Below are 24,743 nucleotides of genomic sequence, written 5' to 3'. Positions count from 1 at the left end.
CGACGGCAGGAAGATCGGCGGAAAGGGTCGACTGGTTCATCATGGTCATTCCGGCATAAGCCGATGCGGGCGGTGTAGGACAGGCCATGTCAGTTCGCACATCCGGTGGTGCGCTTGGACCAGGTGATGTTGGCGATCTTCCAGCGGCCGGCGTCGCGGACCATGTCGAAATGGTCGGTGCCGCAATGCGAGACCTTGCCGTCGATCGTGAAGACGTAGGGCGACCAGACCATCGCGATGTCGCCGTCGATGTCGACTGCGGGATCGGTCAGGCGCTCGGCGTAGCGCTCGGGGCCGGGCTTGATCGATGCGGCGAACTCGGGCCAGCTCGTGCGGCGGACCGAGCGCGTGCCGTCTGGCTTTTCCTCCGCGACGGTGGCGCCTCCGTCGGAGCGGACCTGCGCGAGGATCGCCTGGCCGTCGCGGGCGGCGAGCGCGGCGAAGAGCGCATCGATCGGGACCATGACGCCCGCCTCTTCGGTCACTACCGCGGGCGGCAGGCCGGTGCCTTTGACGATCGGCTGGACCGGGGTGATCTGACCGGCGGCGAGGAGAAGTGACAGCAGGATCATCGGGTTACATCCTGAACACGCCGAACGCGGGGCGTTCGGGGATGGGAGCGTTGAGCGTCGCGGCGAAGGCCAGGCCAAGCACGTCTCGCGTTTGGGCGGGATCAATGATGCCGTCGTCCCAGAGGCGCGCGGTGGCGTACCAGGGGTTGCCCTCGTCCTCGTATTTCTGGCGGACCGGCGCCTTGAAGGCTTCGGCCTGCTCGGGCGTCCAGCCGTCCGCGTCGCGGTGGACGGTGGCTAGGACGGAGGCCGCTTGCTCGCCGCCCATCACGCTGATCCGGCTGTTGGGCCAGGTGAACAGGAAGCGCGGCGAATAGGCCCGGCCGCACATGCCGTAATTGCCCGCGCCGAAGCTGCCGCCGATCAGCACGGTGATCTTCGGGACGGTCGCGGTGGCCACGGCGGTGACGAGCTTTGCGCCATGTTTCGCAATGCCTTCCGCCTCGTATTTGCCGCCGACCATGAAGCCCGAGATGTTCTGGAGGAACAGCAGCGGGATTCTGCGCTGGCAGGCGAGCTCGATGAAGTGCGCGCCCTTCTGTGCGCTCTCGCTGAATAGCACGCCGTTGTTGGCGAGGATCGCGACCGGGATGCCCCAGATGTGCGCGAACCCGCAGACGAGCGAGGTGCCGTAGAGCGCCTTGAACTCGTGGAACTCGCTGCCGTCGACGAGGCGCGCGATCACTTCGTGGACGTCGTAGGGCGCGCGGACGTCGCTAGGGACGATGCCGTACAGTTCTTCGGGGGCGAACTTCGGCGGCCTGGGCTGCTGGAGGTTCACCGCGGTCTGCGCCTGCGGTTGCAGCGTCGAGACGATGTCGCGGACGATCGTTAGCGCGTGCTCGTCGTTCTCGGCGACGTGATCGACCACGCCCGAGCGGCGGCCATGCGTGTCGGCGCCGCCCAGTTCCTCGGCCGAAATGACTTCGCCGGTCGCGGCCTTCACCAGCGGTGGGCCGGCGAGGAAGATCGTGCCCTGCCCGCGGACGATGATCGTCTCGTCGGACATGGCGGGGACGTACGCGCCGCCCGCGGTGCAGCTGCCCATGACGCAGGCGATCTGCGGGATGCCGAGCGCCGACATCTGCGCCTGGTTGAAGAAGATGCGGCCGAAGTGATCGCGGTCTGGGAAGACCTCCGCCTGGTGCGGCAGGTTGGCGCCGCCGCTGTCGACGAGGTAGATGCAGGGGAGCCGGTTCTCCTGCGCGATTTCCTGCGCGCGGAGGTGTTTCTTGACGGTGAGCGGGTAGTAGGTGCCGCCCTTCACCGTCGCGTCGTTGCACAGGATCATGCACTGGCGACCCGACACGCGGCCGATCCCGGCGATCACGCCGGCGCCGGGGACCTCATCGTCATAGAGGCCGTTGGCGACGAGCTGGCCTATTTCGAGGAACGGCGAGCCGGGGTCGAGCAGACGTTCGACGCGATCGCGTGGGAGGAGTTTTCCGCGCGCGGCGTGGCGCTCGCGGGATTTCGCGTTGCCGCCTAGCGCGGTGCGGGCGACGTTTTCGCGGAGGGTTTCGGCAAGCGCGCGGTTGTGGGTCGCGTTGGCGCGGAAGGTCTCGCTGTCGGGCGACAGTGCGGAGCTGAGGACGGGCGCGGTCACGCAAATCCTCCCCGACACGGGGAGGGGGACCGTTCGACCGCTTGGGCGAAGGGTGGAGGGGGGGCTTCTGCCAGCGTTACGTGCGGGGTGAGCCCCCTCCACCGCTACGCGGTCCCCCTCCCCGTTCCGGGGAGGATTTGCGGGGGCCATCACTGCGCCACCTTGGGGGCGGCTCCGATGAGTTCTCTGCCGATCAGCATGCGGCGAATCTCGTTCGTCCCAGCGCCGATGTCGAGCAACTTCGCATCCCGCATGAACCGCTCGACCGGCCAGTCCTTGGTGTAGCCTGCCCCGCCGAGCGCCTGGATCGATTCGAGCGACACTTTCACCGCGCTCTCGCTCGCCAGCAGGATCGCGCCCGCCGCATCGAACCGCGTGGTCTTGCCCGCATCGCACGATTTCGCCACCGCATAGACGTACGCGCGCGCCGAACTCAGCGCGACGTACATGTCGGCGACCTTTGCCTGGATCAGCTGGAACTGGCCGATCGCCGTCCCGAACTGCTTCCGCTCACGGACGTACGGGATCACCACGTCCAAGCACGCCTGCATGATGCCGAGCTGGATGCCCGCGAGCACCGCGCGCTCGTAGTCGAGGCCCGACATTAGTACGCCGACGCCGCCATTCTCGGGTCCCATCACGTTCTCGAACGGGACCTCACAATCGGTGAACACGAGTTCCGCCGTGGGAGACCCACGCATACCCATCTTGTCGATCTTCTGGCCGATCGAGAAGCCCGGCATGTCCTTCTCGATCAAGAACGCGGTGATCCCGCGCGAGCCCTCGCCGGTCTTCGCATAGACGACCAACGTGTCTGCATAGGCCGCATTGGTGATCCAGAACTTCGTGCCGTTGAGGACGTAGCCGGTGTCGGTCTTCACCGCCTTGAGCTTCATCGAGACGACGTCGGAGCCCGCGCCCGCCTCGGACATGGCGAGGCTGCCGACATGCTCGCCCGACACGAGCTTGGGGAGGTACTTCGCCTTCTGCTCGGGATTGCCCCACCGGCGGATCTGGTTGACGCACAGGTTCGAATGCGCGCCGTAGCTCAAGCCGATCGAGGCGGACGCGCGCGAGACTTCCTCGACCGCGACGACGTGCTCCAGATAGCCGAGGCCGAGGCCGCCAAACTCCTCCTCGACGGTGATGCCGTGGAGGCCGAGTTCGCCCATCGCCGGCCACAGCTCGCGCGGGAACCAGTCGTCGGCGTCGATCTTGGCGGCCAGCGGCGCGATCTTGTCGGTGGCGAAGCGGTGCGTGCTCTCGCGGATCATGTCCGCGGATTCGCCGAGCGCGAAATCGAAATCGGGTATCATGCAGCCTCTCCAGACCTTGTGTTGCTGGCATGATACCCGGTCGCGGCGTCCAAGAGAAATTGATACGACCGAACACATGCGATAGATCGTGTCTATGGTCGTATCGCTATGATCGAACGCGCATGATCGAACGCTATGTATTGCGCTATTTCCTGGCGGTCGTGGACCAAGGCAATTTCACGCGCGCCGCCGCGCAGTGCCGGATCTCGCAACCGACGCTGTCGGTCGGGATCGCCAAGCTCGAGGCGTCGCTCGGACAGACGCTGTTCCTGCGGACCAACCGGCGTATCGAACTCACGCCCTCGGGTACGCGGTTCGCGGTGCATGCGCGCCGGATCGAAGCCGAGTTCGCCGCCGCCGAGCGGGATTTGCAGGACACGGCTCCGACCAAGCTTGTCCGGCTCGGGATCGCTACGACGTTACCGCCGTCCTGGATAGCGGCCGCGCTAGGCCGGGCGCGACGCGCCTCCACCACCGAACGCCTCGAAGTCGTCGAGGGACGGAGCAGCGAACTCGTCGCGTTGCTCGATCGCGGGCGGATCGACGTTATGCTCGGCGCGATCGGCGACGATGCGCGCGGTCGCGTGCTGCTCGAGGAGGGTTTCGCGGTCGCGGTGGCGAACGACCACCGACTGGCCGGACGTGCCACGCTCGCGGTCGCCGACGTCGCCGAGGAAACGATGATCGTCCGCCGCCACTGCGAAGCGCTGGCCGAAACGAGCCGCTTCTTCACCGCGCGCGGCGTGCGACCGTTCATGGCCGCCCGCACCGTCAGCGACGACCGCGCGCTGACCTATGTCCGTGCAGGGCTGGGTATGACGGTCATGCCGCTGAGCTTTGCCAGCGAAGGCATCGCGATGATTCGGTTGACGGGCTTCGATCCGACGCGGCGCGTAGGCGTGCTGGTGGCGAACGATTCTGCCTCGCGCATCGAGGGAAGCGCCGTGGTCGCGGCGATCGAGGAGACGTTCAGGGACCTGCACGCGGCGCGGGCCGGCGCCGACGATCTCGACTAACGCTATGTAAAAAGCTGTCCCGGCGGACCAGTCATCAACGGAAATGGTGGAGCCGAGGGGGATCGAACCCCTGACCTTTCGCATGCCATGCGAACGCTCTCCCAGCTGAGCTACGGCCCCATTCCCGTTGGGAGGCGGGTCACTAACCGGACCCGCCCGGGTTGGCAAGCGGCGTAAATGCCGCCTGCCAAATTTATTCAAACTTAACGCTCGTGCTCGTCCTGCGGCGTCTCGACGCCGAGGTCGTCGTCGCCGCCGAGATCGACTTCGTCGTCCGCCGACGGCTCTTCGTCCTCGCCGGTGATCGAGGCGATGTCCTCTTCCTCGTCACCCTCGAGATCCGCGTCGGGCTTCTTGGTGTCGGGCTTGGCGACCTCGAACGGCAGCGGCTGCTTCGACTTCAGGATGGGCTCGGGCTCCCACGCATACCCGCATTCGATGCAGGTCACGGGGTCGGCTTTTTCGAGGTCGTAGAAACGCGTCGCGCATTTCGGGCACGAACGCTTCGTGCCCCATTCCGGCTTGATCATGCCGATAGAACCTTTCGGATGAATGGATTGCGGGGGGATACCCTCGCAAAGTGGGCGCGCCTTGCCATAGCGCAAGGCCACTGTCAAAAGCCCGGCCCCATGGCACACCCCCTCCCCACTTCGATGGACGTCGTCGCACGCGGTCCACTGACCGGTTCGATCGCGGTCCCCGGCGACAAGTCGATCAGCCACCGCGCGCTGATGTTCGCGAGCCTGGCGGTCGGCACCAGCCGGATCGAGGGGTTGCTGGAGGGCGAGGACGTGCTTGCCACTGCGGCTGCGATGCGCGCGATGGGCGCGACGATCGAGCGGGGCGAGGACGGGATCTGGGTGGTGGACGGCGTTGGCGTCGGCGGATTGCTCCAGCCCGAGACGGCGCTGGAGATGGGCAATTCGGGGACGTCGACGCGGCTGCTGATGGGGCTGGTGTCGAGCCATCCGATCACCTGCACCTTTACCGGCGACGCGTCGCTGTCGGGGCGACCGATGGGACGCGTGATCGAGCCGCTGTCGCAGATGGGGGCGGACATTACCTCTTCGCCGGGCGGGCGGCTGCCGTTGATGGTGCGCGGGATGTGTCCGGCGGTGCCGATCGAATACACGCTGCCGGTCGCTTCGGCTCAGGTGAAGTCGGCGATCCTGCTGGCGGGGCTCAACACGCCGGGGATCACGCGGGTCATCGAGCCGGTCGCGACGCGCGATCATAGCGAGCGGATGCTGACCGGGTTCGGCGCGAAGCTGACCGTCGAGGAGACGAACCAGGGCCGTATCATTTCGATCACTGGCGAAGCCGAGCTGAAGCCGCAGGACATCGTCGTGCCGGGCGATCCTTCGTCTTCGGCGTTCTGGCTGGTCGCGGCGTCGATCGTGCCGGGGTCGGATATCGTCGTACGCAACGTCGGGCTGAACCCGACGCGGATCGGGATCGTCACGGCTTTGCGGATGATGGGCGCGGATATTACCGAGCTCGACCCGCGAACCGTCGGCGGCGAGCCGGTCGCCGACCTGCGCGTCCGGCATGCGCCGCTGACCGCGATTGAAGTGCCAGCCGATCTCGCGCCGAGCATGATCGACGAATATCCGGTGCTGTTCGTCGCCGCCGCGTTCGCGACCGGAACGACCGTCGCGCGCGGCGCGCATGAGTTGCGGGTCAAGGAATCGGACCGGATCACGACGATGCGGATCGCGCTCGAAGCGTGCGGGGTTCCTTGCGAGGAGTATGAGGATGGCATGGCGATCACCGGGTCGGGCGGCGCGGCGATTCGCGGTGGCGCTCGGGTCGCCTCGAAACTCGACCACCGCATCGCAATGAGCATGGTCGTGGCCGGACTTGGCGCCGTCGAGCCCGTCACGATTGACGATGTATCGCCGGTGGCGACGAGCTATCCCGTGTTCTTCCGGTCGCTCGATGCGCTTACCGGCCGGGGGAATTAAGATGATCATCGCAGTCGACGGTCCGGCGGCATCGGGCAAGGGCACGATCGCGCGTGCCTTGGCCAAGCATTACAAGCTGCCGTATCTCGATACCGGGCTGCTCTACCGCGCGGTCGCGTTGAGCGTGGCGCGGATGGGACTCGATCCGGAGACCGAGGCCGACGCGGTCGCGGCATGCGATTTCAGCGATGCGCTGTTGAGCGATCCGGCGTTGCGCGATGACGATATCGGCGCGCTGGCGTCGGTGGTGTCGGCGCATCCGCTGGTGCGGGCGGCGTTGCTGCACCGGCAGAAGCGGTTCGCGGCGCAGGATGGTGGCGCGATTCTGGACGGGCGCGACATCGGCACGGTGATTGCGCCGGATGCGGATGCGAAGCTGTTCGTGAAGGCCACGCCGAATATCCGGGCGCAGCGGCGGCATGCGGAGTTGCAGGCGCGCGGTGGGACGGCGAGCAAGGATCGGGTGCTGGCGGATATTCGGGCGCGGGATGCTCGGGATAGCGGGCGGTCGACTGCGCCGTTGGTGATGGCGGCGGATGCTGCGTTGCTGGATACGAGCTTTTTGTCGATTGAGGCTTCTGTGCAGCGGGCGGTTGCGTTGGTGGAGGCGCAGCGGGCGAAGAGGGCGGCTTCGGTTTAAGCCACTCCCCTGTCCTCAGGGGCCACCACCCCGGCGGAGGCCGGGGCCCAATTGGAACGTCGCAGTAACGAAGGACGGTCCTCAGTTAGCGACGTCCCCCAACTGGGCCCCGGCCTTCGCCGGGGTGGTTGCCCTGTTGGGGTGAGCTACCGCGACCCAACATTGTTTCCCCGCGAAGGCGGGGACCCAGACTGGGCTCCCGCCTTCGCGGGAGAACAAGGAAGCAGGCGCTATCGCCAGTTGTGACCCCCGCCGCGTACAGCGCCGCTTCCCCCTCCCCTAAAGCGCAGTAACCAGCGCGACCGCTCCGAACACCACCCCCGGAAAATTCGCCACGACGATCGGCCAGTCCCGCTTGTCCTTCAGAAACCCGTACCCGACCCACAGCGCGCAATTCACCATCGTCGCGAACGGCTGGACCACCGATCCTTTCTGACCCGCAAGGTTCAGCATGATCTAGTCGATGTACGACAGGTACATCACGATCGCCGTCACGGTGGCGACCCAGCCCAGCACGAGAATGCCGCGTTCGTTCAAATCTTCGCCCCTGTTGTGAGCGGCCCCTAACGAAGCAGCGGCGAACTTGCTCCGAGACGGGGTTTCGGCTATACGGAACCGTCCGGCGAGCGATGCTCGTGGAGGAAGGCGCGGAGACCCTCGAGTCTCACGCGCCGTTTTCGCATTCAGCGTCTACGTCCTCCGCGCTTCGTGCCGTCCGGATGCTGCGCCGGCGTTCGGTCGTCGCGGCAACGAAGGCCAAGACCAGCGGACCCAACCGCTTGGCCGGAAACAGACTAGGATTACTGAATTCTATGGCAACCCAGGTAATGCCGACCCGCGACGATTTCGCGGCGATGCTGAACGAAACGCTCGGCGACGCCGACAGCTTCGAGGGCCGCGTGGTGCATGGCACCGTGACCGGCATCGAGAACGACATGGCCGTCATCGACGTCGGCCTGAAGTCGGAAGGCCGCGTGCCGCTTCGCGAATTCGCAGCGCCGGGCCAGAAGGCTGACCTCAAGGTCGGCGACGAAGTCGAAGTCTATGTCGATCGCGTCGAGAACGTCCACGGCGAAGCGATGCTTAGCCGCGATCGCGCCCGTCGCGAAGCCGCATGGGACAAGCTGGAAACCGAATTCTCCAAGACGACCCGCGTCGAAGGCGTGATCTTCGGCCGCGTGAAGGGTGGCTTCACCGTCGACCTGAACGGCGCCGTTGCCTTCCTGCCCGGTTCGCAGGTCGATATCCGCCCCGTGCGCGATGTCACCCCGCTGATGGACATCCCCCAGCCGTTCCAGATCCTGAAGATGGACCGCAAGCGCGGCAACATCGTCGTGTCGCGTCGCGCCGTTCTCGAAGAGACGCGCGCAGAGCAGCGTTCGGGCCTCATCCTCAGCCTGGCCGAGGGCCAGATCATCGACGGCGTCGTCAAGAACATCACCGATTACGGTGCGTTCGTTGATCTCGGCGGCATCGATGGCCTGCTGCACGTCACCGATCTCAGCTACAAGCGCGTCGGTCACCCGAGCGAAGTCCTGAACATCGGCGACACCGTCAAGGTGCAGATCATCCGCATCAACAAGGACACCCAGCGCATCAGCCTCGGCATGAAGCAGCTGGAAAGCGATCCCTGGGATGGCGCGATGGTCAAGTATCCGGTCGGCGCGAAGCTCACCGGCCGCGTCACGAACATCACCGAATATGGTGCGTTCGTCGAGCTGGAAGCGGGCATCGAAGGCCTCGTCCACGTGTCGGAAATGTCCTGGACCAAGAAGAACGTCCATCCCGGCAAGATCGTGTCGACCTCGCAGGAAGTCGACGTCATGGTCCTCGAAGTCGATTCCGAGAAGCGTCGCATCTCGCTCGGCCTCAAGCAGGCTCAGGCCAATCCCTGGGAGGCATTCGCTGCCGCTCATCCGATCGGTTCGACCGTCGAAGGCGAAGTCAAGAACGCGACCGAGTTCGGTCTGTTCATCGGCCTCGACAACGACGTCGACGGCATGGTCCACATGTCCGACATCGCTTGGGGTGTTTCGGGCGAGGACGCGCTCAACCTGCATCGCAAGGGTGAGACCGTCGAGGCCGTCGTGCTCGACATCGACGCCGAGAAGGAGCGTATCTCGCTCGGCATGAAGCAGCTCGAGCGTGGCGGGCCATCGGCCGGCGGCATCGCAGCAGCAGGCGACAAGCTGAACAAGAACGCGATCGTTACCGTGACCGTTCTCGAAGTCCGCGATGCGGGCCTCGAAGTGCAGCAGGGCGACGATGGCGCGACCGGCTTCATCAAGCGCACGGATCTGGGTCGCGATCGCGACGAGCAGCGTCCGGAGCGTTTCCAGGTCGGCCAGAAGTTCGACGCGATGGTCACCGGCTTCGATCGTTCGAAGAAGCCGACCTTCTCGATCAAGGCCATGCAGATCTCGGAAGAGAAGCAGGCTGTGGCGCAGTATGGTTCGTCGGACTCCGGCGCGACCCTCGGCAACATCCTGGGCGAGGCTCTCAAGGCTCGCACGGACGCCGAGAAGAAGTAAGTGTTAAGAAAAGCCTAACGGCTTATCGATGAAAACGCCCGGCATGTCTCGAACATGTCGGGCTTTTTATTGTCAGATCCACTTTGGTTTTTGACTGTTCGGTAATAAGTGCTAATGCCTCGCAGGTTGACCTGTATCAATCTGTACGCGTTTTTTTAGATGGGCGGGGGCTCGAATGATCCGATCTGAACTGGTCCTTAAGATCGCCGAGGCGCATCCGGACCTACAGCCTAACGAAGTGGAGCTGATCGTCAGCACCTTCTTCGACGAGATATCCAAGCGACTGGCCGCCGACGGTCGAGTCGAACTGCGCGGTTTCGGTGCATTCTCCACGCGTGCGCGCGATGCGCGGACCGGCCGCAACCCGCGTACCGGCGAAGTCGTCGAGGTCGAGGCCAAGCGCGTGCCGTATTTCAAGCCGGGCAAGGAAATGCGCTCACGCCTGAACGTGTGAGCGGTACCACTGCGCGGGACCGTAGACAGTCGGAGAATATGCTGCCGGCCTGGCAAGATGGGTTGACGCTGCGCGCGACCTCGTCTTGTTGGGCGCGTGTGCGGACGTGGCGAAACCGGTAGACGCAGGAGACTTAAAATCTCCCTCCCTAGGAGTGCGGGTTCGAGTCCCGCCGTCCGCACCAATCCTATTTATCTCACCGGACCTGCCTGACCACTCAACGGTCGACGCCGCTGGGTCGCCGGCAGTCTAGCGTGGCGATGTTGAAGCCAGGAACGCCGATCGCCAGCGTTCCGGCCTTTACGCCTTCGACGGCCAGCATCCCGGCGCGACGGCCTGCCGACCAGCGCTGTTCGATCGTGGGGCCTGAGAAATCCAGCGCCTTGCCGGCGACTTCATCGGCCTGCTCGGTGTAGGCGAGTCGGACCAGCGCCAGCGCGAAGTCCTGGCAGCCGGCGTGCGCGGCTTGCCACCGTTCGATCGTGCGGCGGGATTGCGCGGCGAAGATCAGGTCCTGCATGCGGCTCGTCGCCTCGCCCAACGTCGTCGGGCGCGGGCCGTGGAGCGGCAACAGGTCGACCGCGATGCAGAATGTCGGTCGCAGTGGTGGCTCGCTGAGAACCGGGTCGAGCGGTAGGTTTGCGGACAAGCCGCCGTCGACCAGCCAGCGGCCGTCGATCTCCACTGGGGGGAACGCGACCGGCAGTGCGGCGCTGGCACGGACATGATCGGGTCCGATCTGCATCGCGGCGCTGTCGAATACGACGTCGTCGCCGGTTTCGAGGTCTACCGCAGTCGCGGTGTAGCGGCACGGGCCGGCATTGAGGCGCTCGAAGTCGACCAGCTTTTCCAGTGTCGTGCCAAGCTGATTGGTTTCGAAGATCGACGGCCGGCTGTCGGTCCACGGTGCCAAGGTGGAGAGCATGGGGCCGAAGATGCCGGGGCGACCCAGCGTTGCGGACCAGCCGACTGCGTTCGTGCGACGGCTGGTTTCGAGCGCACCTAGCCACGGAAGCGCCGGGGCGCCGGACGGTGCGGGTCGCCAGAACGTTCGCAACGTCTCGATCCGGCGATCGGTAGGGGAACCGGTGATGAGGGCCCCGTTGATCGCGCCGATTGAGGCGCCGATGATCCAGTCCGGTTGGAGATCGTGCTCATGCAGTGCTTCGTAGACACCCGCTTCGAATGCGCCGAGCGCGTTGCCGCCGCTGAGGACGAGCACGACGTCGAAGTCGCGCGCGGCCCCTGCCCGTTCGGCGTCCGGTGTCACCGGCTGGTATCCTTCGGCCGGCTGAGGGCAACCGCGATCCCGGCTCCGACGACACCGAGCACCAAGATGGCGGGGTGGAGTTTCTGGGCCTGCAACACGGCGCTCGATCTCCGCGCGTGGACGTCCTGGCTTCCGCGCAATGCATCGACGCGCGGCTCATAGAGGTTGTCGCGGCGTGTCGGGTCGCCGGGATCTTGCGGCTTCTGCTGCGCGACGGTGCCGACCAGTTCCATGATCTTGTCGCTCAACCGTGGCGCGGCGCGCGATAGGAGCGAGGACAACAGCCCCCCGCCCCCCGCATACAGTGTGCGTCGCGGCGTCTCGCAGGCGAACAACACCGCGTCGGCAACGACCGACGGTGCGTAGAGCGGCGGCGGCAGGCGGGGCGGCTCGTCCATGAAGTTGCGCGCATGCTCGGGAAACGGCGTGTCGATCGCGCCGGGCTTGATCAGCGTCACCGAGATCGCGGCCCCCTCCTGCTCCAATTCCATCCGCAGCGTGTCGGTCAGCGCCTGCACCGCATGCTTGGTCGCGCAATACGGTCCCTGCTCGACGATCGCGCGGTCGCTGAGGATCGAGCCGACGTTGATTATCGCCCCGCCACCGCGGCCGCGCAGATGGCGCGCGGCGACCAGCGATCCGTGCAGCACGCCGAAATAATTGACGTCGAATACGCGGCGGTGATCGGCGACCGGCACCTGCTCGAGCGTGCCGTAGGTCCCGGTGCCGGCGTTGTTGACCCAGCTGTCGAACCCGCCGAACGCTTCGATCGCGACGGCGGCGACACGCTCGACTGCCGCCATGTCGCTAACGTCGGCGGCGCAGATCGCTATGCGTCCGCCGTCGGCCGACAGGCGGTCGCGAAGGGCCTCAAGTGCCGCTTCGTTCCGCGCGGTCGCGACGACGGCGGCACCGCGACGCACGGCTTCCTCGACGATCGCGAGACCGTTGCCGCTGGTTGCGCCGGTGACGATGATGATCTGATCGCGGAGGGGTTTCAGGGTGATGGCCATGTCGATCAGCGTCCCAGCGGCGAGGTTGCGTAGTCGGCAAGCAAGGCCGCCACGTCGTCGTAGATCGCGATCGCACCTGCCGACTTGAGTTGCTCGTCCTTGAACTTGCCCGATCGGACGGCGACCGCAGCGATGCTGCATTTGGCCGCGGCCTCGATGTCATAGGGCGTGTCGCCGACGACGATCACCTCGGTGGGATCGATGTTCGGCAGCTTCTTGAGCGCGGTCGCGAAGATGTCGGGCGCGGGCTTGGTCTTCTCGACGTCGTCGCTGCTCGTCGTCGCGACGAGCAGGTCGCGTGCGTCGAGCAGGTCTATGTAATGGTCGAGTTCTGCCTCGGACGCAGACGATGCCAATACGACCTGCTGCCCGAGACCATGCGCGTGGGCCAGCAGGTCGTGCGCCTGCGCGAACGGCTTGGCGGTCTCCAGGTATTTCGCCTTGAAGATCGCGCCGTGCGTGTCGCCGAGCTTTTCCTGCTGCGCCTCGTCCGCGTCGGGCAGCAGAGTCGGCACGAGCATGTCGGTCCCCTTGCCGATCTGGTCGTGGATCACCCGGCGGTCGAACGACGCGCCGACAGTCGCGAACGCCGCCTCCCAGGCGAGGACGTGCATGTCGTTGGTGTCGACCAGCGTACCGTCGATGTCGAAGAGAATGGCTTTGATCTGCATGAGGCTATCCCGGATCTTAAATCGTGCACCCGCCCGTCGGAACGCCGCAGCGCCGTGCAAGGCGTGGCGGGCGAACGGCGTCGGCAGACTGCGATAGCGTCCTAACGGTCCACACTCAGAATTGGCCCCGGCGTCCGCGAACTTGGTAGGGCGATCGCCGTTGCGCAGAGCAAGCCGCAGCATCAATGTCGCAACCGCAACGATGTCGCAGAGCGACCAAGCTCGACAAGTCCTTACGATCTATGGACTTTCATTGGGGTATCTCGATTTAGTTTAAGTTCATCGATATTGATCGCAATCAACATAAAATTTTAACTGCGGATATTGGCGTGACGCAGGAACGATGACGCCACTTTGATCGCTATACTCCCCAGAATATGTTCACGCTGACGGCGGTGACGCGGAAACGTCGCGGCCGAGACTTCGTGGCGATAGTGCATAGTTTTGATGATGATCAGGCGGCGTTTGCGCCATTGCCGAGTCATGTCTGAAGGGATGTCGTGTCGTGCGTGAGCACTAGGCTGTAATTCTATGACGGAGATCTTCTGATGCGCGCACTTGTTTGGCATGGAAAAGGCGATGTTCGGGTCGATACTGTTACAGATCCCGAGATCAAGCATCCGCGCGATGCGATCATCAAGGTGTCGGCCTGCGCGATCTGCGGGTCCGATCTTCACTTGCTTGATGGCTACCAACCGACGATGCAGGCGGGCGACATCCTGGGTCATGAGAACATGGGCGTCGTCGTCGCACTCGGCTCCGAAGTCACCAATCTGAAGATCGGCGACCGCGTCGTGGTGCCGTTCACGATCAGCTGCGGCGATTGCTTCTTCTGTCGCAAGGGGCTGTTCTCGGCGTGCGAGCGGACCAATCCGAATGCGGAGATGGCGATCAAGGCGATGGGCCATTCGCCCGCCGGCCTGTTCGGGTTCAGCCACATGCTGGGCGGTTATTGCGGTGGCCAGGCCGAGTATCTGCGCGTGCCGATGGCCGATATCGGTCCGATCAAGGTTCCCGACAGCGTCACCGACGAACAGGCGCTGTTCCTCTCCGACATCTTCCCGACCGGCTACATGGCCGCGGAGAATGCGCAGATCGAGCCGGGCGACACCGTGGCGATCTGGGGCTGCGGTCCGGTCGGCCAGTTCGCGATCCGCTCGGCGCTGATGCTCGGCGCGGGCCGCGTGATCGCGATCGACGAGGTGCCCGAGCGTCTCGCGATGGCCGAGGCAGGCGGCGCGGAGACTATCAACTTCGCCGAGGTCGACAGCGTCTATGACGAGCTCCAGTTCCGCACCAAGGGCCGTGGCCCCGACAGCTGCATCGATGCGGTCGGCGCAGAGGCTTCGGGGCATGGCGCGATGGATGCGGTGATCGACAAGGTGAAGGCGGCGACGTTCCTCGCCACCGACCGCGTACACGTACTGCGCGAGGCGATCATGAGCTGCCGGATGGGCGGCACGGTGTCGATCCCCGGCGTCTATGTCGGGATGGGCGACAAGATCCCGATCGGCGCGATGATGAACAAGGGGCTGACGATCAAGACCGGCCAGACGCACGTCCAGGCCTATACCAAGCCATTGCTCGCTCGGATCGAGGCCGGCGACATCGACCCGAGCTTCGTCGTGACGCACCCGGCCAGCCTCGAGGATGCGCCCGAGATGTACCAGAAGTTCCGCGACAAGCAGGACGGCGTCATCAAGGTCGTGCTCCGGCCGTAACCCCTTCCCCGACCCGGTCCGCTCTTAATGAGCGGCCCGGGTCGGTCTGTTTTTGACCGCTACATTCAGAAGGACATACCGATGAGTGACAAGGTTCAGACCCCTGTGCCCGGCAACTCTGGGAGCAAGGGCGCGCCGGACGGCGTTTCGGACTCGCCCCGCGGCAACGACGATGTTCACGGTCGCAGCGAAGGCGGCGAAAGTGGCGGTGGGTCCTATCCCAACCCGCATGCCGGCAAGACCGAGACGAACACCGGCTTCATGGCGCATGGCGGCCAGACCGACATCGCCTATCACGGTGGCGGTCAGGCCGGCGAAGACGGCGGCAGTGCGGCCAACGGCGTCGCCGGTTCGGGCGGCAGTGACGGCACGACGATCGCCGCCGACCCGGATGCGGACCGCGAGCCGCATGCGATCGCGGCCGAAGGTCGCACGATTGAGGTCGTCGAGACATCGGGCATCGCCGAAGCCGAGGCCAACGGCAAGATCGGCACCGATGCGGACTATGAGGACGAGCAGAAGCAGCCAGGCGCCGGCTGAGGTCGCCGCGCTTCGATCCGCGTTTCCCAAGTTTCAAAACCAGTCGCCGCGCATTCCGCCGGTGAGCCCATAAGGATGGCCCCATGTCTGCACCCGAAGATCTCCAGGAAATCTACACCGACGAGCTGAAGGATCTGTGGTCCGCAAACGACCAGATGAAGAAGGTCCTGAAGAAGATCACGTCCAAGGCAAGCGACGCATCGCTGAAGGAGATGCTGACCAAGTCGCAGGCGGATATCGAGACGCATACCGACCTGCTCAAGGACCTGATCGCGTCGAACGACGAAAAGGTTTCGAAGGAGCATTGCAAGGGCATGGAAGGCCTCGTCGCCGAAGCCACCAAGCATGTGCTCGAAGAAGGTCCCGAAAAGGGTCCGCTGCTCGATGTGATGATCATCGCGCAGTATCAGCGGATGACGCATTACGGGATTGCCGGGTTCGGCACGGCGACGGTGTACGCCAAGGCGCTAGGTCTCAAGGACGACCACAAGAAGCTGAGCGCGGCCACCAAGGACATCTACGGTGGTGATGAATATATGACGAAGCTCGCCGAGACGACCGTCAACATCGACGCCGAAGACGAAGACGAGTGATCTCGAATGCCCGCCGGCATGCAGTCGGCGGGCATCCGCATCCCATACAATGTTGGACGGAAGAGATGAGATCCATGACGACCTATCCGCTGAGTGAGCCAGCCACGATCTACCGCACCGACAAATCGGGCGAGGAGCGGAAGAGCGTTGCACGCGGGTCCTTGGCCGATTGTGCCGACATCCTCGCCGGTTGGTCGTCGGAGGATCGCGCTACGGTCGAGATCGAAGTGGACGACATGACACTGCGCTATGAATCGGATGAGATCGAGGAGCTTCTCCAGTTCCTGCGCGAGGAAGACGCCGATCGGAAGTCTGCCGCCGGATGACGCGTTTGCGGCTATGCGGTCGCATTGGCCTCGGTGGACCAGGTCTACGCGTGCGCGTCAGGCGGAAATGGATCGCTGCACGTGATCCGGCCCGGCGCATCGACGCGACCGGATACGCGACGCCGAAAATGGGGAGCCGTCGCAGTGGTAACCGTGATGTCGTACCAGCCGAAATTGTCGCGGAGAGGCCAGCGATAGCGTGTTTCGGCCAATGGTATCACCTTGGGCGGCATGCCGATCGCCGCAACGCTCGCCACCAGACCATGATCGCGCTGGCTGCCAGGCAGTCGCAGAACGAGATCGTCCGCGGTGGTGATCCACTGCATCCGGTACAGGTGCGCTGGATCGTTTCCGCTGCCGGCGAAATGGCGGTGGAAGCCGTTCGGGCCGAGCACCCACAGATCGTAAAGGCCAGCGTCGTCGAACGGCCAGTGCCCGTCCAACGCGTGCCCGGGCTCGACGGTGAAGCGGCGCGGCGCTTGGGCCAGGTCGGCGCGGTCGTAGACGTGGAACACCGCCGCCTGCGTCCCTTCCGCAGTGAATCGTAGATGGATCGCGCGATCCGCGATTCTCTCGCTGACGGCCAAGGCATAGGGTAGCGGACGAGCGCGGCGAATGCCGGGTTCCTGCCATGGGTGCAGCGACCCGGCTGGTGCCTGGGGGCTTATCTGCTTGGGGATCGCCGCGGCCCGGACGGCATCGGGCCGTGGACCGGGCATCGCGGCGAACGGCGCAGGGTCGGCCGCGGTGAAGTCGAACGCGGACGTCAGGTCGCCGCAGACCGCGCGGCGCCACGGCGCGATGTTGGGTTCGTGAAAGTCGAACCGGCGTTCAAGGAAGCGGATTACCGAAGTGTGATCGAACACCTGCGAGTTGACCCACCCGCCCCGGCTCCACGGCGAGACGACGTACATCGGCACGCGCGGGCCCAGCCCATACGCCCGGCCGCGATACGCGGGCAGATCAAGCGCGGCATCGCTCTTGCTCGGGTGGAGGTGATAGCTGCCATCGAGATCGACCGTCGATCCCCCGAGCAGCGTGCCGTCGGCGGCGTGCGAGGGTGGCGCCGGCGGCGGGACGTGATCGAAGAAGCCGTCATTCTCGTCGAACATCACGAGCAGCACGGTCCGCGCCCAGACCTTGGGGTCCGCGGTCAGCGCGTCGAGCACGTCGGCGGTATAGGCAGCGCCTTGCGCGGGGCTCGAAGGGCCGGGATGCTCGGAGCCTTTCGCGGTGGCGATGACGTACGACACTTGTGGCAGCCGCCCGCCGAGCACGTCCGCGCGCAAGACGTCGAGCCCGCGGGTCGTCAGCGCGCGCTCTCGTAATGCAGGATCCCCATCACCCCGGTGCGCGTCCCGGAACGCGGCGAAGCCGACCAGCGGGTTGTCGGTGAAATTGTCGGCCATGTCCTGGTAGATGCGCCAGTCGACACCCTTCGCCTGCAACCGCTCGACCACCGTCGTCCAGCGATACGGATCGGCAGCGCCGCCGTCCGCGGGAAAACTGTCGTGCGAATTGCCGATCGCCGGACCGCCCAGCGTGCCGCCGGGATCGTTGGTGCCGCTCCACAGGAACAGGCGGTTGGTGTTGGTCCCGGTCTGGACCGAGCAATGATAGGCGTCGCAGACGGTGAACGCCTCCGCGAGCGCGAACTGGAACGGGATGTCCTCGCGCCGATAATGCCCCATCGCGCGCTGGCTCTTCGCCTCTGGCCAGTGCGCCATCCGACCGTCGTCCCAACTGCGTTGCGCATCGGGCCAGCTATGCGGCGTGCCCTCCATCCGCATCAGGTCGAAATTCGTCCGCGTGGCGAGGTGGAACGGCAGGACCGTGCGTGCGCCGCCGGGGGCGGTTCGATCGCCCTGGTACCAGACCGGCGCCGGCTTCGTCGCATTGGCCTCGGACGGGACGGGGATCGGCAACCGGTCCGCAAACCCGCGGACACCGCGCAGCGACCCGAAATAATGATCGAAGCCGCGATTCTCCTGCATCAGGATGACGACGTGCTCGACATCCATGATCGAGCCCGTCTTCACGTCGGGTGCGATCGCCGCCGCCCGCGCGATCGCCGCGGGAAACGCGGACAGCGTCGCACCGAACAGGCCGGCGGCGAGCAGCGTGCGACGAGAAACTTCTGTCATGGCCACGATCCGAATAATGAACGCGCACGATCCGCAAAAGCGTGGGATCGCACAAGATACTGCGCGCCTGCTCCGTATTCCCGATGCGTGTCAGGTCCGTGACACGAGGCGTCGCGCGGGGCGGAGCGTACGTACCGATGATTGGCCCGACGATCGCATCGCTCCGGTTGAGCCTGTGGACCCGCTGCCATATGCTGTGATCGCCGTGCCGGGCGACCCCGGCATTTCGCTCGATCGATCCGGCGATTGCCACGTACGACCCCTCGATCACGTCTTGGGTCTTACCGCGGCGACGATCGACGACGACATGACCGTTCAGCCGAACGCGACGCCAACAACGGAGACGATTATGACCACCGCCTATGACACCAAGCTCGGGCTCTACATCGCCGGCGAATGGCTGAGCGGCGACGGTCGCGAGACTCGCGACGTGCTGAACCCGGCGACCGGTGCGGGACAGGCGGCGTTGCCGCTCGCCAATGCCGCCGACCTCGATCGTGCGCTGGAGGCGGCGCAGCGCGGCTTTATCGCATGGCGTGCGACCCCGCCGGAAAAGCGTGCCGCGATCCTGGTCCGGACCGCGCAGCTGCTGCGCGAACGCGGCGATCACATCGCGCGTATCGCAACGCTCGAGCAGGGCAAGATTCAGGCCGAGGCGAAGGGCGAGGTCGCGTTTGCCGCCGCGCTGCTCGATTTCCACGCCGCCGAGGGCCTGCGCGTCTATGGCCGCGTGCTGCCCCGCCCATCGGGTACGCGCAGCCTGGTCCTGCACCAGCCGGTCGGCCCGGTGGCGGCGTTCTGCGCGTGGAACTTCCCGATCATGAACGTCGTGCGGAAGATCGCGCCAGCGGTCGCGGCCGGCTGCTCGATCATCATCAAGCCGTCGGAGGAAACCGCGGGTAGCGCGGTCGAGGTCATGCGCTGCTTCCAGGACGCGGGGTTGCCCGGGGATGTCGCGCAGTGCGTGTTCGGCGTCCCCGACATGGTGTCGCGCCATCTGCTCGCCTCGCCGATCACGCGGAAACTGAGCTTCACCGGATCGGTGCCGGTCGGCAAGGCGCTGATGAAGCTGGCCGCCGATACGATGATGCGGACGACGATGGAGCTGGGCGGGCACGGCCCGGTGCTGGTGTTCGACGATTGCGATCTCGAGAAGACGCTCGATACGCTGGTCGCGCACAAGTTTCGCAACGCCGGCCAGGTCTGCGTCGCGCCGACGCGCTTCCACGTGCAGGACGGCATCTACGACCAGTTTGCCGCCGGTTTCGCCGAGCGGACGCGCGCGCTGAAGATCGGCGACGGCATGGATGCGGCGAGCCAGATGGGCCCGATGGCCAACGCCCGCCGGCCCGATGCAATCGCCGAGCTGGTCGGCGACGCGACGGGGCACGGCGCCAAGCTGCTCGCGGGTGGCGACTATGGCGGCCAAGGCGGGTTCTTCTTCCAACCGACCGTGCTGGCCGACGTCCCCCTGTCGGCGCGCGCGATGAACGAGGAGCCGTTCGGTCCGGTCGCGTTGCTCAGCCGGTTCGCGACGGACGAGGACGCGGTGACCGAAGCCAACCGCCTGCCGTTCGGGCTGGCAGCATATTGCTTCACCGAGAATTGCCGTCGCCAGAACATGCTCGGCGACGCAATCGAGGCGGGGATGATCGCGATCAACAACGTCCGGCTGAGCTATCCCGACAGCCCGTTCGGCGGCGTGAAGGAGAGCGGGCACGGTTCCGAGGACGGTCCGGAGGGCATTGCCGCGCATCTGGTCACGAAGGCCGTGCATATCAGCTGACCGGGCTGCAAGGCCTTCCGCGGACGGTCGGCCTTGCACGCCGTTGCACTGGATATCGGGTTACGCCGCCCGCCCGTTCGCTCAAGGCTATCCGTCGTCGGCACCGTCTACCGTTCATGTTCGGCTCGCTAATCAGGGCGCGGCTTACGGTGACGGGGATGTGACGATGACGACGATCAAGGGAAGCATGCTGGTGTCGATGCTGGGGCTGGCGTGCCTCGGAGCCTGCGCCTCGACCGGCACGAACGACCGGGCGACGACTGGACTATGCCGCCCCGATGCCGCCGCGGCGCTCGTCGGGCAGAGCGCGCCTAGCGACACGGATATTCTTCGCCGGACGGGGAGCGCCGTGGTCCGTCGGCTCGCACCCGGCGATCCGATGACGCGCGATTACCGGCAGGAGCGCGTGACCGTCATCGTCGCGGACGGCCGGGTGGTCTCCGCGTCCTGTGGTTGAGCGTGGAGCCTGGCTGCTGGCGGCAATCCTGGCATTGGCCGGGACGTTCATCACGGGTTGTACGGCGCATGTCCCGGTCGAAGGTCCGATAGCGCTTGGGCAGACCGCGTTCGTCGACGGACCGAAGGTGCGCGCGGACCGGGTCATCGAAGACAGTCGCTGCCCCGTCGATGTGCAGTGCGTCTGGGCGGGGCGGCTCGTGGTGCGCGCGACCGTCATGGGTGGCGGCTGGTCCAGGCAGATCGATCTGACGCTCGGCATCCCCGTCAACGTCGCGGACGGCGCGCTGACCTTGGTCGCGGCCAGCCCGGTGCGGCGAGTGGATGCTCGTCCCGCAAAGGATAGCGCCTATCGCTTCACCTTCGCATTTCGAGGCGGCCGGTAACGTTGCGAGGCGTTTATCGGGTGGTACGCGGTGCCCTCTGCGTTGCCCCGCGGGACGTCCGGGCCTACACCGTCGACGATGCTGACGTCGACGATCCACCAGATTCTTGTGCTGCGATCGGATTCAGGCGGTCGACCCGGTTTGCGACCGGGCGCTAAACGCAGACGACGCTTGCGGCTTACGGCGAGCGTCGCGCTATTCGCCGGGTGCGGGGTGCTCGCCGCGTGCGATCGGCGGCCGGATACCGGCGCAGTGGTGGTCAGCGCGATCGGCGGGGTCCCGCACGTCGCCGATGCCAGCCGCGTCGCACTCGACACCCCTGCCCGCCTGCTGATGGATTCGACCGCGCAGGGGCTGGTGCGGTTCGATGCCGCGGGGCAGATCGAGCCGGGAATCGCCGAGCGCTGGATCGTGATCGACGGCGGGATGAGCTACATCTTCCGCCTGCGCGAGGGCGACTGGGGCGACGGTACGCCAGTCACCGCCGAGCAGGTGGTGACGATGCTCCGGCGACAGATCGGCGGCCCCGATACCGCACGGGCGGCGGCGGGCGCACGCAATCCGCTCGCCCCCTTCCTGACCGCGATCGACGAGATCGTCGTGATGACCCCGCAGGTGATCGAGGTGCGGCTGTCACGGCCCCGCCCCGACCTGCTGAAGCTGTTCGCGCAACCCGAACTCGCGCTGCTGCGGCTGCGTCCGACCGGCGGGACCGGACCGTTCCGCGTGGCACATCGCGGTCGTGCACCGTTGCTGCGCCCGGCGTTCGATCCCGGCCAAGCCGATCCCGACGACCAGCGCGAGGCAAAGCCGCAGGAGGACGTTCGGCTGATCGGCGAGCGTGCGGCGCGCGCGATCGCGCGGTTCGCCAATCGCGACTCCGATCTGGTGAGCGGGGGCAGCTTCGTCGACTGGCCGTTGCTCGCGATGACCAGTATCGCGCCGGCGAACATCCGCGTCGATCCGGCGGTGGGGCTGTTCGGACTGGCGATCGTCCGGCGCGACGGGTTCCTGGCCGATGCCGCCAACCGCGCCGCCGTGTCGCAGGCGATCGATCGATCGGCGGTGACGGCGGCGGTCGCGCCGAACTGGGACCCGGCGGACCGTATCCTGCCCGATATTCTCGATTCCGCCTCGCTGCCACAGGTGCCGGCATGGACGCTGTTGACGCAGGACGAACGTCGCGCCGCCGCGCGCCAGAGGGTCGCAGGCTGGAAACAGCAGATTCCGGGACCGATCGAACTGCGGGTCGCGCTGCCCACCGGGCCGGGGGCGACATTGCTATATGCGCAGGTCGCGGCGTCGCTGATGGCGATCGGGATCGTCCCCCGGCGAGTCGGGATCGACGACGCGGCCGAACTGAAGCTGGTCGATGCGGTCGCGCCCTATGACAGCGCGCGCTGGTATTTGGCGGCGGCCTGCGTCGCGTGCGGCGATGCGGCGCGAACGGCGCTGGAGGCGGCACGCGAGGCGCCGACGTTGGCCGAACGCGGCGCCAGGATCGCGGCCGCCGATGCCGCGATGAACGAGGACGTGGCGTTCATCCCGCTGGCGCGGCCCTTGCGTTGGTCGCTGGTCTCCACACGCCTCAGCCAGTGGCAGGCGAACACCCGCGCGTGGCACCCGTTGAACCGGTTGCGCGCCGATACCAACTAGGGTCGATGAACCCGCGCACCACCCGCATCGCCCCCGGCGAGATCTTCCAGACGCTGCCGCTCGGCAAGGACGCGCTGTCGGTGCGCCGCCGGGTCGAGGCGATGGAGCGCGTGATGGAGGGATTGTTCGTCATCCCCGGCACCAACCGCAAGGTCGGCATGGACGTCGTGCTGGACCTCATCCCGTTCGCCGGCAGCACGATCGCGGCGGCAGTGGGCGCGTGGATGGCTTGGGAAGCGCGCAACATCGGCATGTCGAAGATTCAGATGGCGCGGATGTTCGGCAATGTCGGGATCGACTGGGCGTTCGGGATGATCCCGTTCGTCGGCGCGATTCCCGACTTCTTCTTCCGCTCGAACACGCGCAACTTGCGGATCATCAAGCGCCATCTTGACAAGCATTATCCTTCGACGACGACGCTTCAGGGGTAGCTCACCACCCACCGTCATTCCCGCGAAGGCGGGAACCCATACTGGCTGGCTTTGCGAGAAATTTCCGATGTCAGCCAATATGGATGCCCGCCTGCGCGGGGATGACTCAACGACGGACGAGTTAGAGTAGCCGTTACGGCCCGACATCCGCATCACGCGCCGCCGGCTTGTAGCTCGCACTCGTTCCAAGCCCCAGCGCGACCGCGACGCGGTCGTTCCAGCCATAGGGATCGGCGCGGATGACGGGCTCGCCGGCGTCGTCGAACAGCACGGTCTGGTACAACAGACGCACCGGTATCTCCTTGGGCAGCTTGACGAACGTCTCCTTGCCGGTCGCGCGGGCGGCATGCCACTGATCGGTCACACCCTCGTCCTTCGCGAGCAGCTCGGCGAACCCGAGCGCATCCTCGACGCGGACGCAGCCATGGCTACGTTGGCGCTGAATCTCGGCGAACAGCTGTTTTGCGGGCGTGTCGTGCAGGTAGATCGCGTGTTCGTTGGACATGTCGAACTTGACGAGGCCGAGCGAGTTCTTCGGCCCCGACTGCTGGACCAGCCAGCCGTTCTTCCACGCAAGGTTGTTGGCGCGCAGATACCCGGCGCCCTTGCCCGCCATCTCCTTCTTCTCGACCGAGCGCGGCACCGTCCAGGTCGGATTGGCGACGAGGCGGAAGATCGGCGACCCGAGTTGCGGCGTTTCCTTGTCGGGCTCGCCGACCACGACCTTGCGGCTGTCGACCAGCTTGCCGTCGCGCCAATAGCTCAGCCGGGCCGCCGCGAGATTGACGTCGATCCGCGTCGTCGGCGCGTTGCGATCGAGCCAGCGGAGCCGCTCCATGTTGACCGCGATCGCGCGTGCGCGGTCCGCATCGGACAAATTGAGGATGCCGAGCGCCGCGCTGCCGATCATGCCGTCGGGCTTGATCCCGTAATCCGCCTGCATCTTCTTGATCGCGAGGATCATCGCCGGCGTCAGGCGGTCGCCCTGCGCCGCTGCCTTGTCGAGATAATCGAACACGACGAGCTGATGCGCGATCGCAGGCACGCGCGGATCGGCTTCGCCCGGCTTAATCTGCTTGCCCGTGTCGGGAATCGCGGACGCCGGCGTCTGCTCCCATTTCGGCGTCGCGAGATAGGCCTTCGATAGGCGCGCGTAATTCTCGTCCTGCGGCGCCAGTCCGGCGAGCCACTTGCCGACGTCGCCGGCCTGAAGCGCCGCAGCGAGGCCACGGCCGAGATCGACCTGCGGGCGCGGCACGGTGTAGACGTCGAACAACTTGGTCGGATCGGTCGCGCCCTGCGACAGCGCCTTGCCGTATGCGAGCGCAGCCTTGGTCAACGCGTCGTCGCCTGCACCGGGCTGCGCGCTCGCATCGAAGCTCATCCGGTCGAGGCCGTGAGCGCCGCGCGCCGCGATCGCCTTGCGCAACTGCCCGGCGGTGGTGGTGGTCCACCCGGTCGACGCAGCCGCCGGAGCCGCCGCCGCCGCGGGCTGCTGCGTGTTCGAGGCGGTCGTCGTCTTCACCTCGCACGCCGAGAGTGCACACGTCATCGCCAGCAGCGATGCACCGATCAAACCAAGACGCACCAGCAATTCCCCCACAATCTGGACATACAACGCTCGGGTGTCGGTCTCCGCTCCACGACGGAG

At 66.0% G+C, this 24,743-nt stretch carries 25 protein-coding genes and 2 tRNA genes; 15 read left to right on the top strand and 12 right to left on the bottom strand.

What is annotated here, in order from left to right:
- Positions 1-89 precede the first annotated feature (89 nt).
- From AC59GX_RS03260 to AC59GX_RS03250, 3 genes are all read right to left on the bottom strand, one after another.
- Positions 90-572 (bottom strand): nuclear transport factor 2 family protein, encoded by a 483-nt coding sequence (locus tag AC59GX_RS03260; RefSeq protein ID WP_426281009.1) that lies wholly within the window; start codon positions 570-572, stop codon positions 90-92.
- A gap of 4 nt (positions 573-576) precedes the next feature.
- Complete coding sequence (locus tag AC59GX_RS03255; protein WP_426281010.1) at positions 577-2,178, bottom strand: carboxyl transferase domain-containing protein; 1,602 nt, start codon at positions 2,176-2,178, stop codon at positions 577-579.
- 149 nt (positions 2,179-2,327) lie between these two features.
- Positions 2,328-3,494 (bottom strand): isovaleryl-CoA dehydrogenase, encoded by a 1,167-nt coding sequence (locus tag AC59GX_RS03250; RefSeq protein ID WP_426281011.1) that lies wholly within the window; start codon positions 3,492-3,494, stop codon positions 2,328-2,330.
- A gap of 122 nt (positions 3,495-3,616) precedes the next feature.
- Between AC59GX_RS03250 and AC59GX_RS03245 the strand changes: the two genes are divergently transcribed.
- Entirely contained in the window at positions 3,617-4,510 is an 894-nt protein-coding gene (locus AC59GX_RS03245; RefSeq protein WP_426281013.1) for a LysR family transcriptional regulator, read from the top strand.
- 44 nt (positions 4,511-4,554) lie between these two features.
- On the opposite strand, the gene AC59GX_RS03240 is transcribed toward AC59GX_RS03245, so the two are convergent.
- Both AC59GX_RS03240 and AC59GX_RS03235 read right to left on the bottom strand, forming a co-directional pair.
- A tRNA-Ala gene (locus tag AC59GX_RS03240) sits at positions 4,555-4,630 on the bottom strand.
- An 83-nt stretch (positions 4,631-4,713) separates the two neighbouring features.
- Positions 4,714-5,040 carry a TIGR02300 family protein gene (locus AC59GX_RS03235; protein ID WP_031395784.1) on the bottom strand — a complete coding sequence of 109 codons (327 nt, stop codon included), beginning with the start codon at positions 5,038-5,040 and terminating at the stop codon, positions 4,714-4,716.
- Positions 5,041-5,139: 99 nt separating this feature from the next.
- Here AC59GX_RS03235 and aroA point away from each other — a divergent pair, with 99 nt between their 5' ends.
- A complete protein-coding gene (aroA, locus tag AC59GX_RS03230; protein WP_426281014.1) occupies positions 5,140-6,474 on the top strand; it encodes a 3-phosphoshikimate 1-carboxyvinyltransferase in 1,335 nt (444 codons plus the stop codon).
- 1 nt (position 6,475) lies between these two features.
- Positions 6,476-7,114 carry a (d)CMP kinase gene (cmk, locus tag AC59GX_RS03225; protein ID WP_426281015.1) on the top strand — a complete coding sequence of 213 codons (639 nt, stop codon included), beginning with the start codon at positions 6,476-6,478 and terminating at the stop codon, positions 7,112-7,114.
- A gap of 279 nt (positions 7,115-7,393) precedes the next feature.
- Here the strand turns inward: cmk and AC59GX_RS03220 are convergent, their stop codons facing one another.
- Positions 7,394-7,567, bottom strand: coding sequence for a SemiSWEET family transporter (locus AC59GX_RS03220; protein WP_426281017.1), 174 nt, complete (start codon positions 7,565-7,567; stop codon positions 7,394-7,396).
- 359 nt (positions 7,568-7,926) lie between these two features.
- On the opposite strand from AC59GX_RS03220, the gene rpsA reads away from it, so the two are divergent.
- From rpsA to AC59GX_RS03205, 3 genes are all read left to right on the top strand, one after another.
- On the top strand, positions 7,927-9,645 hold the full coding sequence (gene rpsA, locus AC59GX_RS03215) for a 30S ribosomal protein S1 (RefSeq protein ID WP_056060414.1): 1,719 nt from the start codon (positions 7,927-7,929) through the stop codon (positions 9,643-9,645).
- Between the two features lie 175 nt (positions 9,646-9,820).
- On the top strand, positions 9,821-10,099 hold the full coding sequence (locus AC59GX_RS03210) for an integration host factor subunit beta (RefSeq protein ID WP_056060417.1): 279 nt from the start codon (positions 9,821-9,823) through the stop codon (positions 10,097-10,099).
- A 100-nt stretch (positions 10,100-10,199) separates the two neighbouring features.
- Positions 10,200-10,283 (top strand) — tRNA-Leu (locus AC59GX_RS03205).
- Positions 10,284-10,316: 33 nt separating this feature from the next.
- On the opposite strand, the gene AC59GX_RS03200 is transcribed toward AC59GX_RS03205, so the two are convergent.
- The 4 genes from AC59GX_RS03200 to AC59GX_RS03185 form a co-directional block, all read right to left on the bottom strand.
- Positions 10,317-11,369, bottom strand: a complete 1,053-nt coding sequence (locus AC59GX_RS03200) for a patatin-like phospholipase family protein (RefSeq protein WP_426281018.1) — start codon at positions 11,367-11,369, stop codon at positions 10,317-10,319.
- Positions 11,366-12,382 (bottom strand): SDR family oxidoreductase, encoded by a 1,017-nt coding sequence (locus tag AC59GX_RS03195; protein ID WP_497300799.1) that lies wholly within the window; start codon positions 12,380-12,382, stop codon positions 11,366-11,368. Before AC59GX_RS03195 ends, AC59GX_RS03200 begins: the two co-directional genes overlap by 4 nt.
- Positions 12,383-12,387: 5 nt before the next feature.
- Complete coding sequence (locus tag AC59GX_RS03190) at positions 12,388-13,053, bottom strand: HAD family hydrolase (RefSeq protein ID WP_497300798.1); 666 nt, start codon at positions 13,051-13,053, stop codon at positions 12,388-12,390.
- Between the two features lie 311 nt (positions 13,054-13,364).
- A complete protein-coding gene (locus tag AC59GX_RS03185) occupies positions 13,365-13,538 on the bottom strand; it encodes a hypothetical protein (RefSeq protein ID WP_426281021.1) in 174 nt (57 codons plus the stop codon).
- A 63-nt stretch (positions 13,539-13,601) separates the two neighbouring features.
- On the opposite strand from AC59GX_RS03185, the gene AC59GX_RS03180 reads away from it, so the two are divergent.
- From AC59GX_RS03180 to AC59GX_RS03165, 4 genes are all read left to right on the top strand, one after another.
- Positions 13,602-14,774, top strand: a complete 1,173-nt coding sequence (locus AC59GX_RS03180) for a zinc-dependent alcohol dehydrogenase (protein WP_426281022.1) — start codon at positions 13,602-13,604, stop codon at positions 14,772-14,774.
- 81 nt (positions 14,775-14,855) lie between these two features.
- The gene (locus AC59GX_RS03175; RefSeq protein WP_426281023.1) at positions 14,856-15,314 is read left to right on the top strand and encodes a hypothetical protein; all 459 of its coding nucleotides are present in this window, start codon (positions 14,856-14,858) and stop codon (positions 15,312-15,314) included.
- Positions 15,315-15,397: 83 nt separating this feature from the next.
- A complete protein-coding gene (locus tag AC59GX_RS03170; RefSeq protein WP_426281024.1) occupies positions 15,398-15,907 on the top strand; it encodes a ferritin-like domain-containing protein in 510 nt (169 codons plus the stop codon).
- Between the two features lie 74 nt (positions 15,908-15,981).
- Positions 15,982-16,233 (top strand): hypothetical protein, encoded by a 252-nt coding sequence (locus AC59GX_RS03165; protein ID WP_426281025.1) that lies wholly within the window; start codon positions 15,982-15,984, stop codon positions 16,231-16,233.
- A gap of 44 nt (positions 16,234-16,277) precedes the next feature.
- Here AC59GX_RS03165 and AC59GX_RS03160 read toward each other — a convergent pair whose 3' ends face one another.
- Positions 16,278-18,377 carry a phosphocholine-specific phospholipase C gene (locus AC59GX_RS03160; protein ID WP_497300796.1) on the bottom strand — a complete coding sequence of 700 codons (2,100 nt, stop codon included), beginning with the start codon at positions 18,375-18,377 and terminating at the stop codon, positions 16,278-16,280.
- Positions 18,378-18,726: 349 nt separating this feature from the next.
- Here AC59GX_RS03160 and AC59GX_RS03155 point away from each other — a divergent pair, with 349 nt between their 5' ends.
- The 5 genes from AC59GX_RS03155 (at position 18,727) to AC59GX_RS03135 (ending at position 23,092) form a co-directional block, all read left to right on the top strand.
- Positions 18,727-20,163, top strand: a complete 1,437-nt coding sequence (locus tag AC59GX_RS03155; protein ID WP_426281114.1) for an NAD-dependent succinate-semialdehyde dehydrogenase — start codon at positions 18,727-18,729, stop codon at positions 20,161-20,163.
- 166 nt (positions 20,164-20,329) lie between these two features.
- Entirely contained in the window at positions 20,330-20,620 is a 291-nt protein-coding gene (locus AC59GX_RS03150; protein WP_426281027.1) for an I78 family peptidase inhibitor, read from the top strand.
- On the top strand, positions 20,613-21,005 hold the full coding sequence (locus tag AC59GX_RS03145; RefSeq protein WP_426281028.1) for a hypothetical protein: 393 nt from the start codon (positions 20,613-20,615) through the stop codon (positions 21,003-21,005). Before AC59GX_RS03150 ends, AC59GX_RS03145 begins: the two co-directional genes overlap by 8 nt.
- Positions 21,006-21,176: 171 nt before the next feature.
- Entirely contained in the window at positions 21,177-22,661 is a 1,485-nt protein-coding gene (locus AC59GX_RS03140) for an ABC transporter substrate-binding protein (protein WP_426281029.1), read from the top strand.
- A 5-nt stretch (positions 22,662-22,666) separates the two neighbouring features.
- Positions 22,667-23,092: a DUF4112 domain-containing protein gene (locus tag AC59GX_RS03135; RefSeq protein WP_056060449.1), complete on the top strand. Its 426-nt coding sequence runs from the start codon at positions 22,667-22,669 to the stop codon at positions 23,090-23,092.
- Positions 23,093-23,225: 133 nt separating this feature from the next.
- On the opposite strand, the gene AC59GX_RS03130 is transcribed toward AC59GX_RS03135, so the two are convergent.
- Positions 23,226-24,680 (bottom strand): L,D-transpeptidase family protein, encoded by a 1,455-nt coding sequence (locus AC59GX_RS03130; RefSeq protein WP_497300795.1) that lies wholly within the window; start codon positions 24,678-24,680, stop codon positions 23,226-23,228.
- Positions 24,681-24,743 lie beyond the last annotated feature (63 nt).

The organism is Sphingomonas sp. 320_CC (genome assembly GCF_059691795.1).
The sequence above is the reverse complement of the archived record's forward strand: the minus strand, read 5'-3'. Positions and strand labels throughout refer to the sequence as shown.

Coding starts and splice junctions, on each gene's coding strand:
- AC59GX_RS03260 (WP_426281009.1), bottom strand. CDS start 572: ATGATCCTGCTGTCACTTCTCCTCGCCGCCGGTCAGATCACCCCGGTC.
- AC59GX_RS03250 (WP_426281011.1), bottom strand. CDS start 3,494: ATGATACCCGATTTCGATTTCGCGCTCGGCGAATCCGCGGACATGATC.
- AC59GX_RS03245 (WP_426281013.1), top strand. CDS start 3,617: ATGATCGAACGCTATGTATTGCGCTATTTCCTGGCGGTCGTGGACCAA.
- AC59GX_RS03235 (WP_031395784.1), bottom strand. CDS start 5,040: ATGATCAAGCCGGAATGGGGCACGAAGCGTTCGTGCCCGAAATGCGCG.
- aroA (WP_426281014.1), top strand. CDS start 5,140: ATGGCACACCCCCTCCCCACTTCGATGGACGTCGTCGCACGCGGTCCA.
- cmk (WP_426281015.1), top strand. CDS start 6,476: ATGATCATCGCAGTCGACGGTCCGGCGGCATCGGGCAAGGGCACGATC.
- AC59GX_RS03220 (WP_426281017.1), bottom strand. CDS start 7,567: ATGCTGAACCTTGCGGGTCAGAAAGGATCGGTGGTCCAGCCGTTCGCG.
- rpsA (WP_056060414.1), top strand. CDS start 7,927: ATGGCAACCCAGGTAATGCCGACCCGCGACGATTTCGCGGCGATGCTG.
- AC59GX_RS03210 (WP_056060417.1), top strand. CDS start 9,821: ATGATCCGATCTGAACTGGTCCTTAAGATCGCCGAGGCGCATCCGGAC.
- AC59GX_RS03195 (WP_497300799.1), bottom strand. CDS start 12,382: ATGGCCATCACCCTGAAACCCCTCCGCGATCAGATCATCATCGTCACC.
- AC59GX_RS03190 (WP_497300798.1), bottom strand. CDS start 13,053: ATGCAGATCAAAGCCATTCTCTTCGACATCGACGGTACGCTGGTCGAC.
- AC59GX_RS03185 (WP_426281021.1), bottom strand. CDS start 13,538: ATGACTCGGCAATGGCGCAAACGCCGCCTGATCATCATCAAAACTATG.
- AC59GX_RS03180 (WP_426281022.1), top strand. CDS start 13,602: ATGCGCGCACTTGTTTGGCATGGAAAAGGCGATGTTCGGGTCGATACT.
- AC59GX_RS03175 (WP_426281023.1), top strand. CDS start 14,856: ATGAGTGACAAGGTTCAGACCCCTGTGCCCGGCAACTCTGGGAGCAAG.
- AC59GX_RS03170 (WP_426281024.1), top strand. CDS start 15,398: ATGTCTGCACCCGAAGATCTCCAGGAAATCTACACCGACGAGCTGAAG.
- AC59GX_RS03165 (WP_426281025.1), top strand. CDS start 15,982: ATGACGACCTATCCGCTGAGTGAGCCAGCCACGATCTACCGCACCGAC.
- AC59GX_RS03160 (WP_497300796.1), bottom strand. CDS start 18,377: ATGACAGAAGTTTCTCGTCGCACGCTGCTCGCCGCCGGCCTGTTCGGT.
- AC59GX_RS03155 (WP_426281114.1), top strand. CDS start 18,727: ATGACCACCGCCTATGACACCAAGCTCGGGCTCTACATCGCCGGCGAA.
- AC59GX_RS03150 (WP_426281027.1), top strand. CDS start 20,330: ATGACGACGATCAAGGGAAGCATGCTGGTGTCGATGCTGGGGCTGGCG.
- AC59GX_RS03135 (WP_056060449.1), top strand. CDS start 22,667: ATGAACCCGCGCACCACCCGCATCGCCCCCGGCGAGATCTTCCAGACG.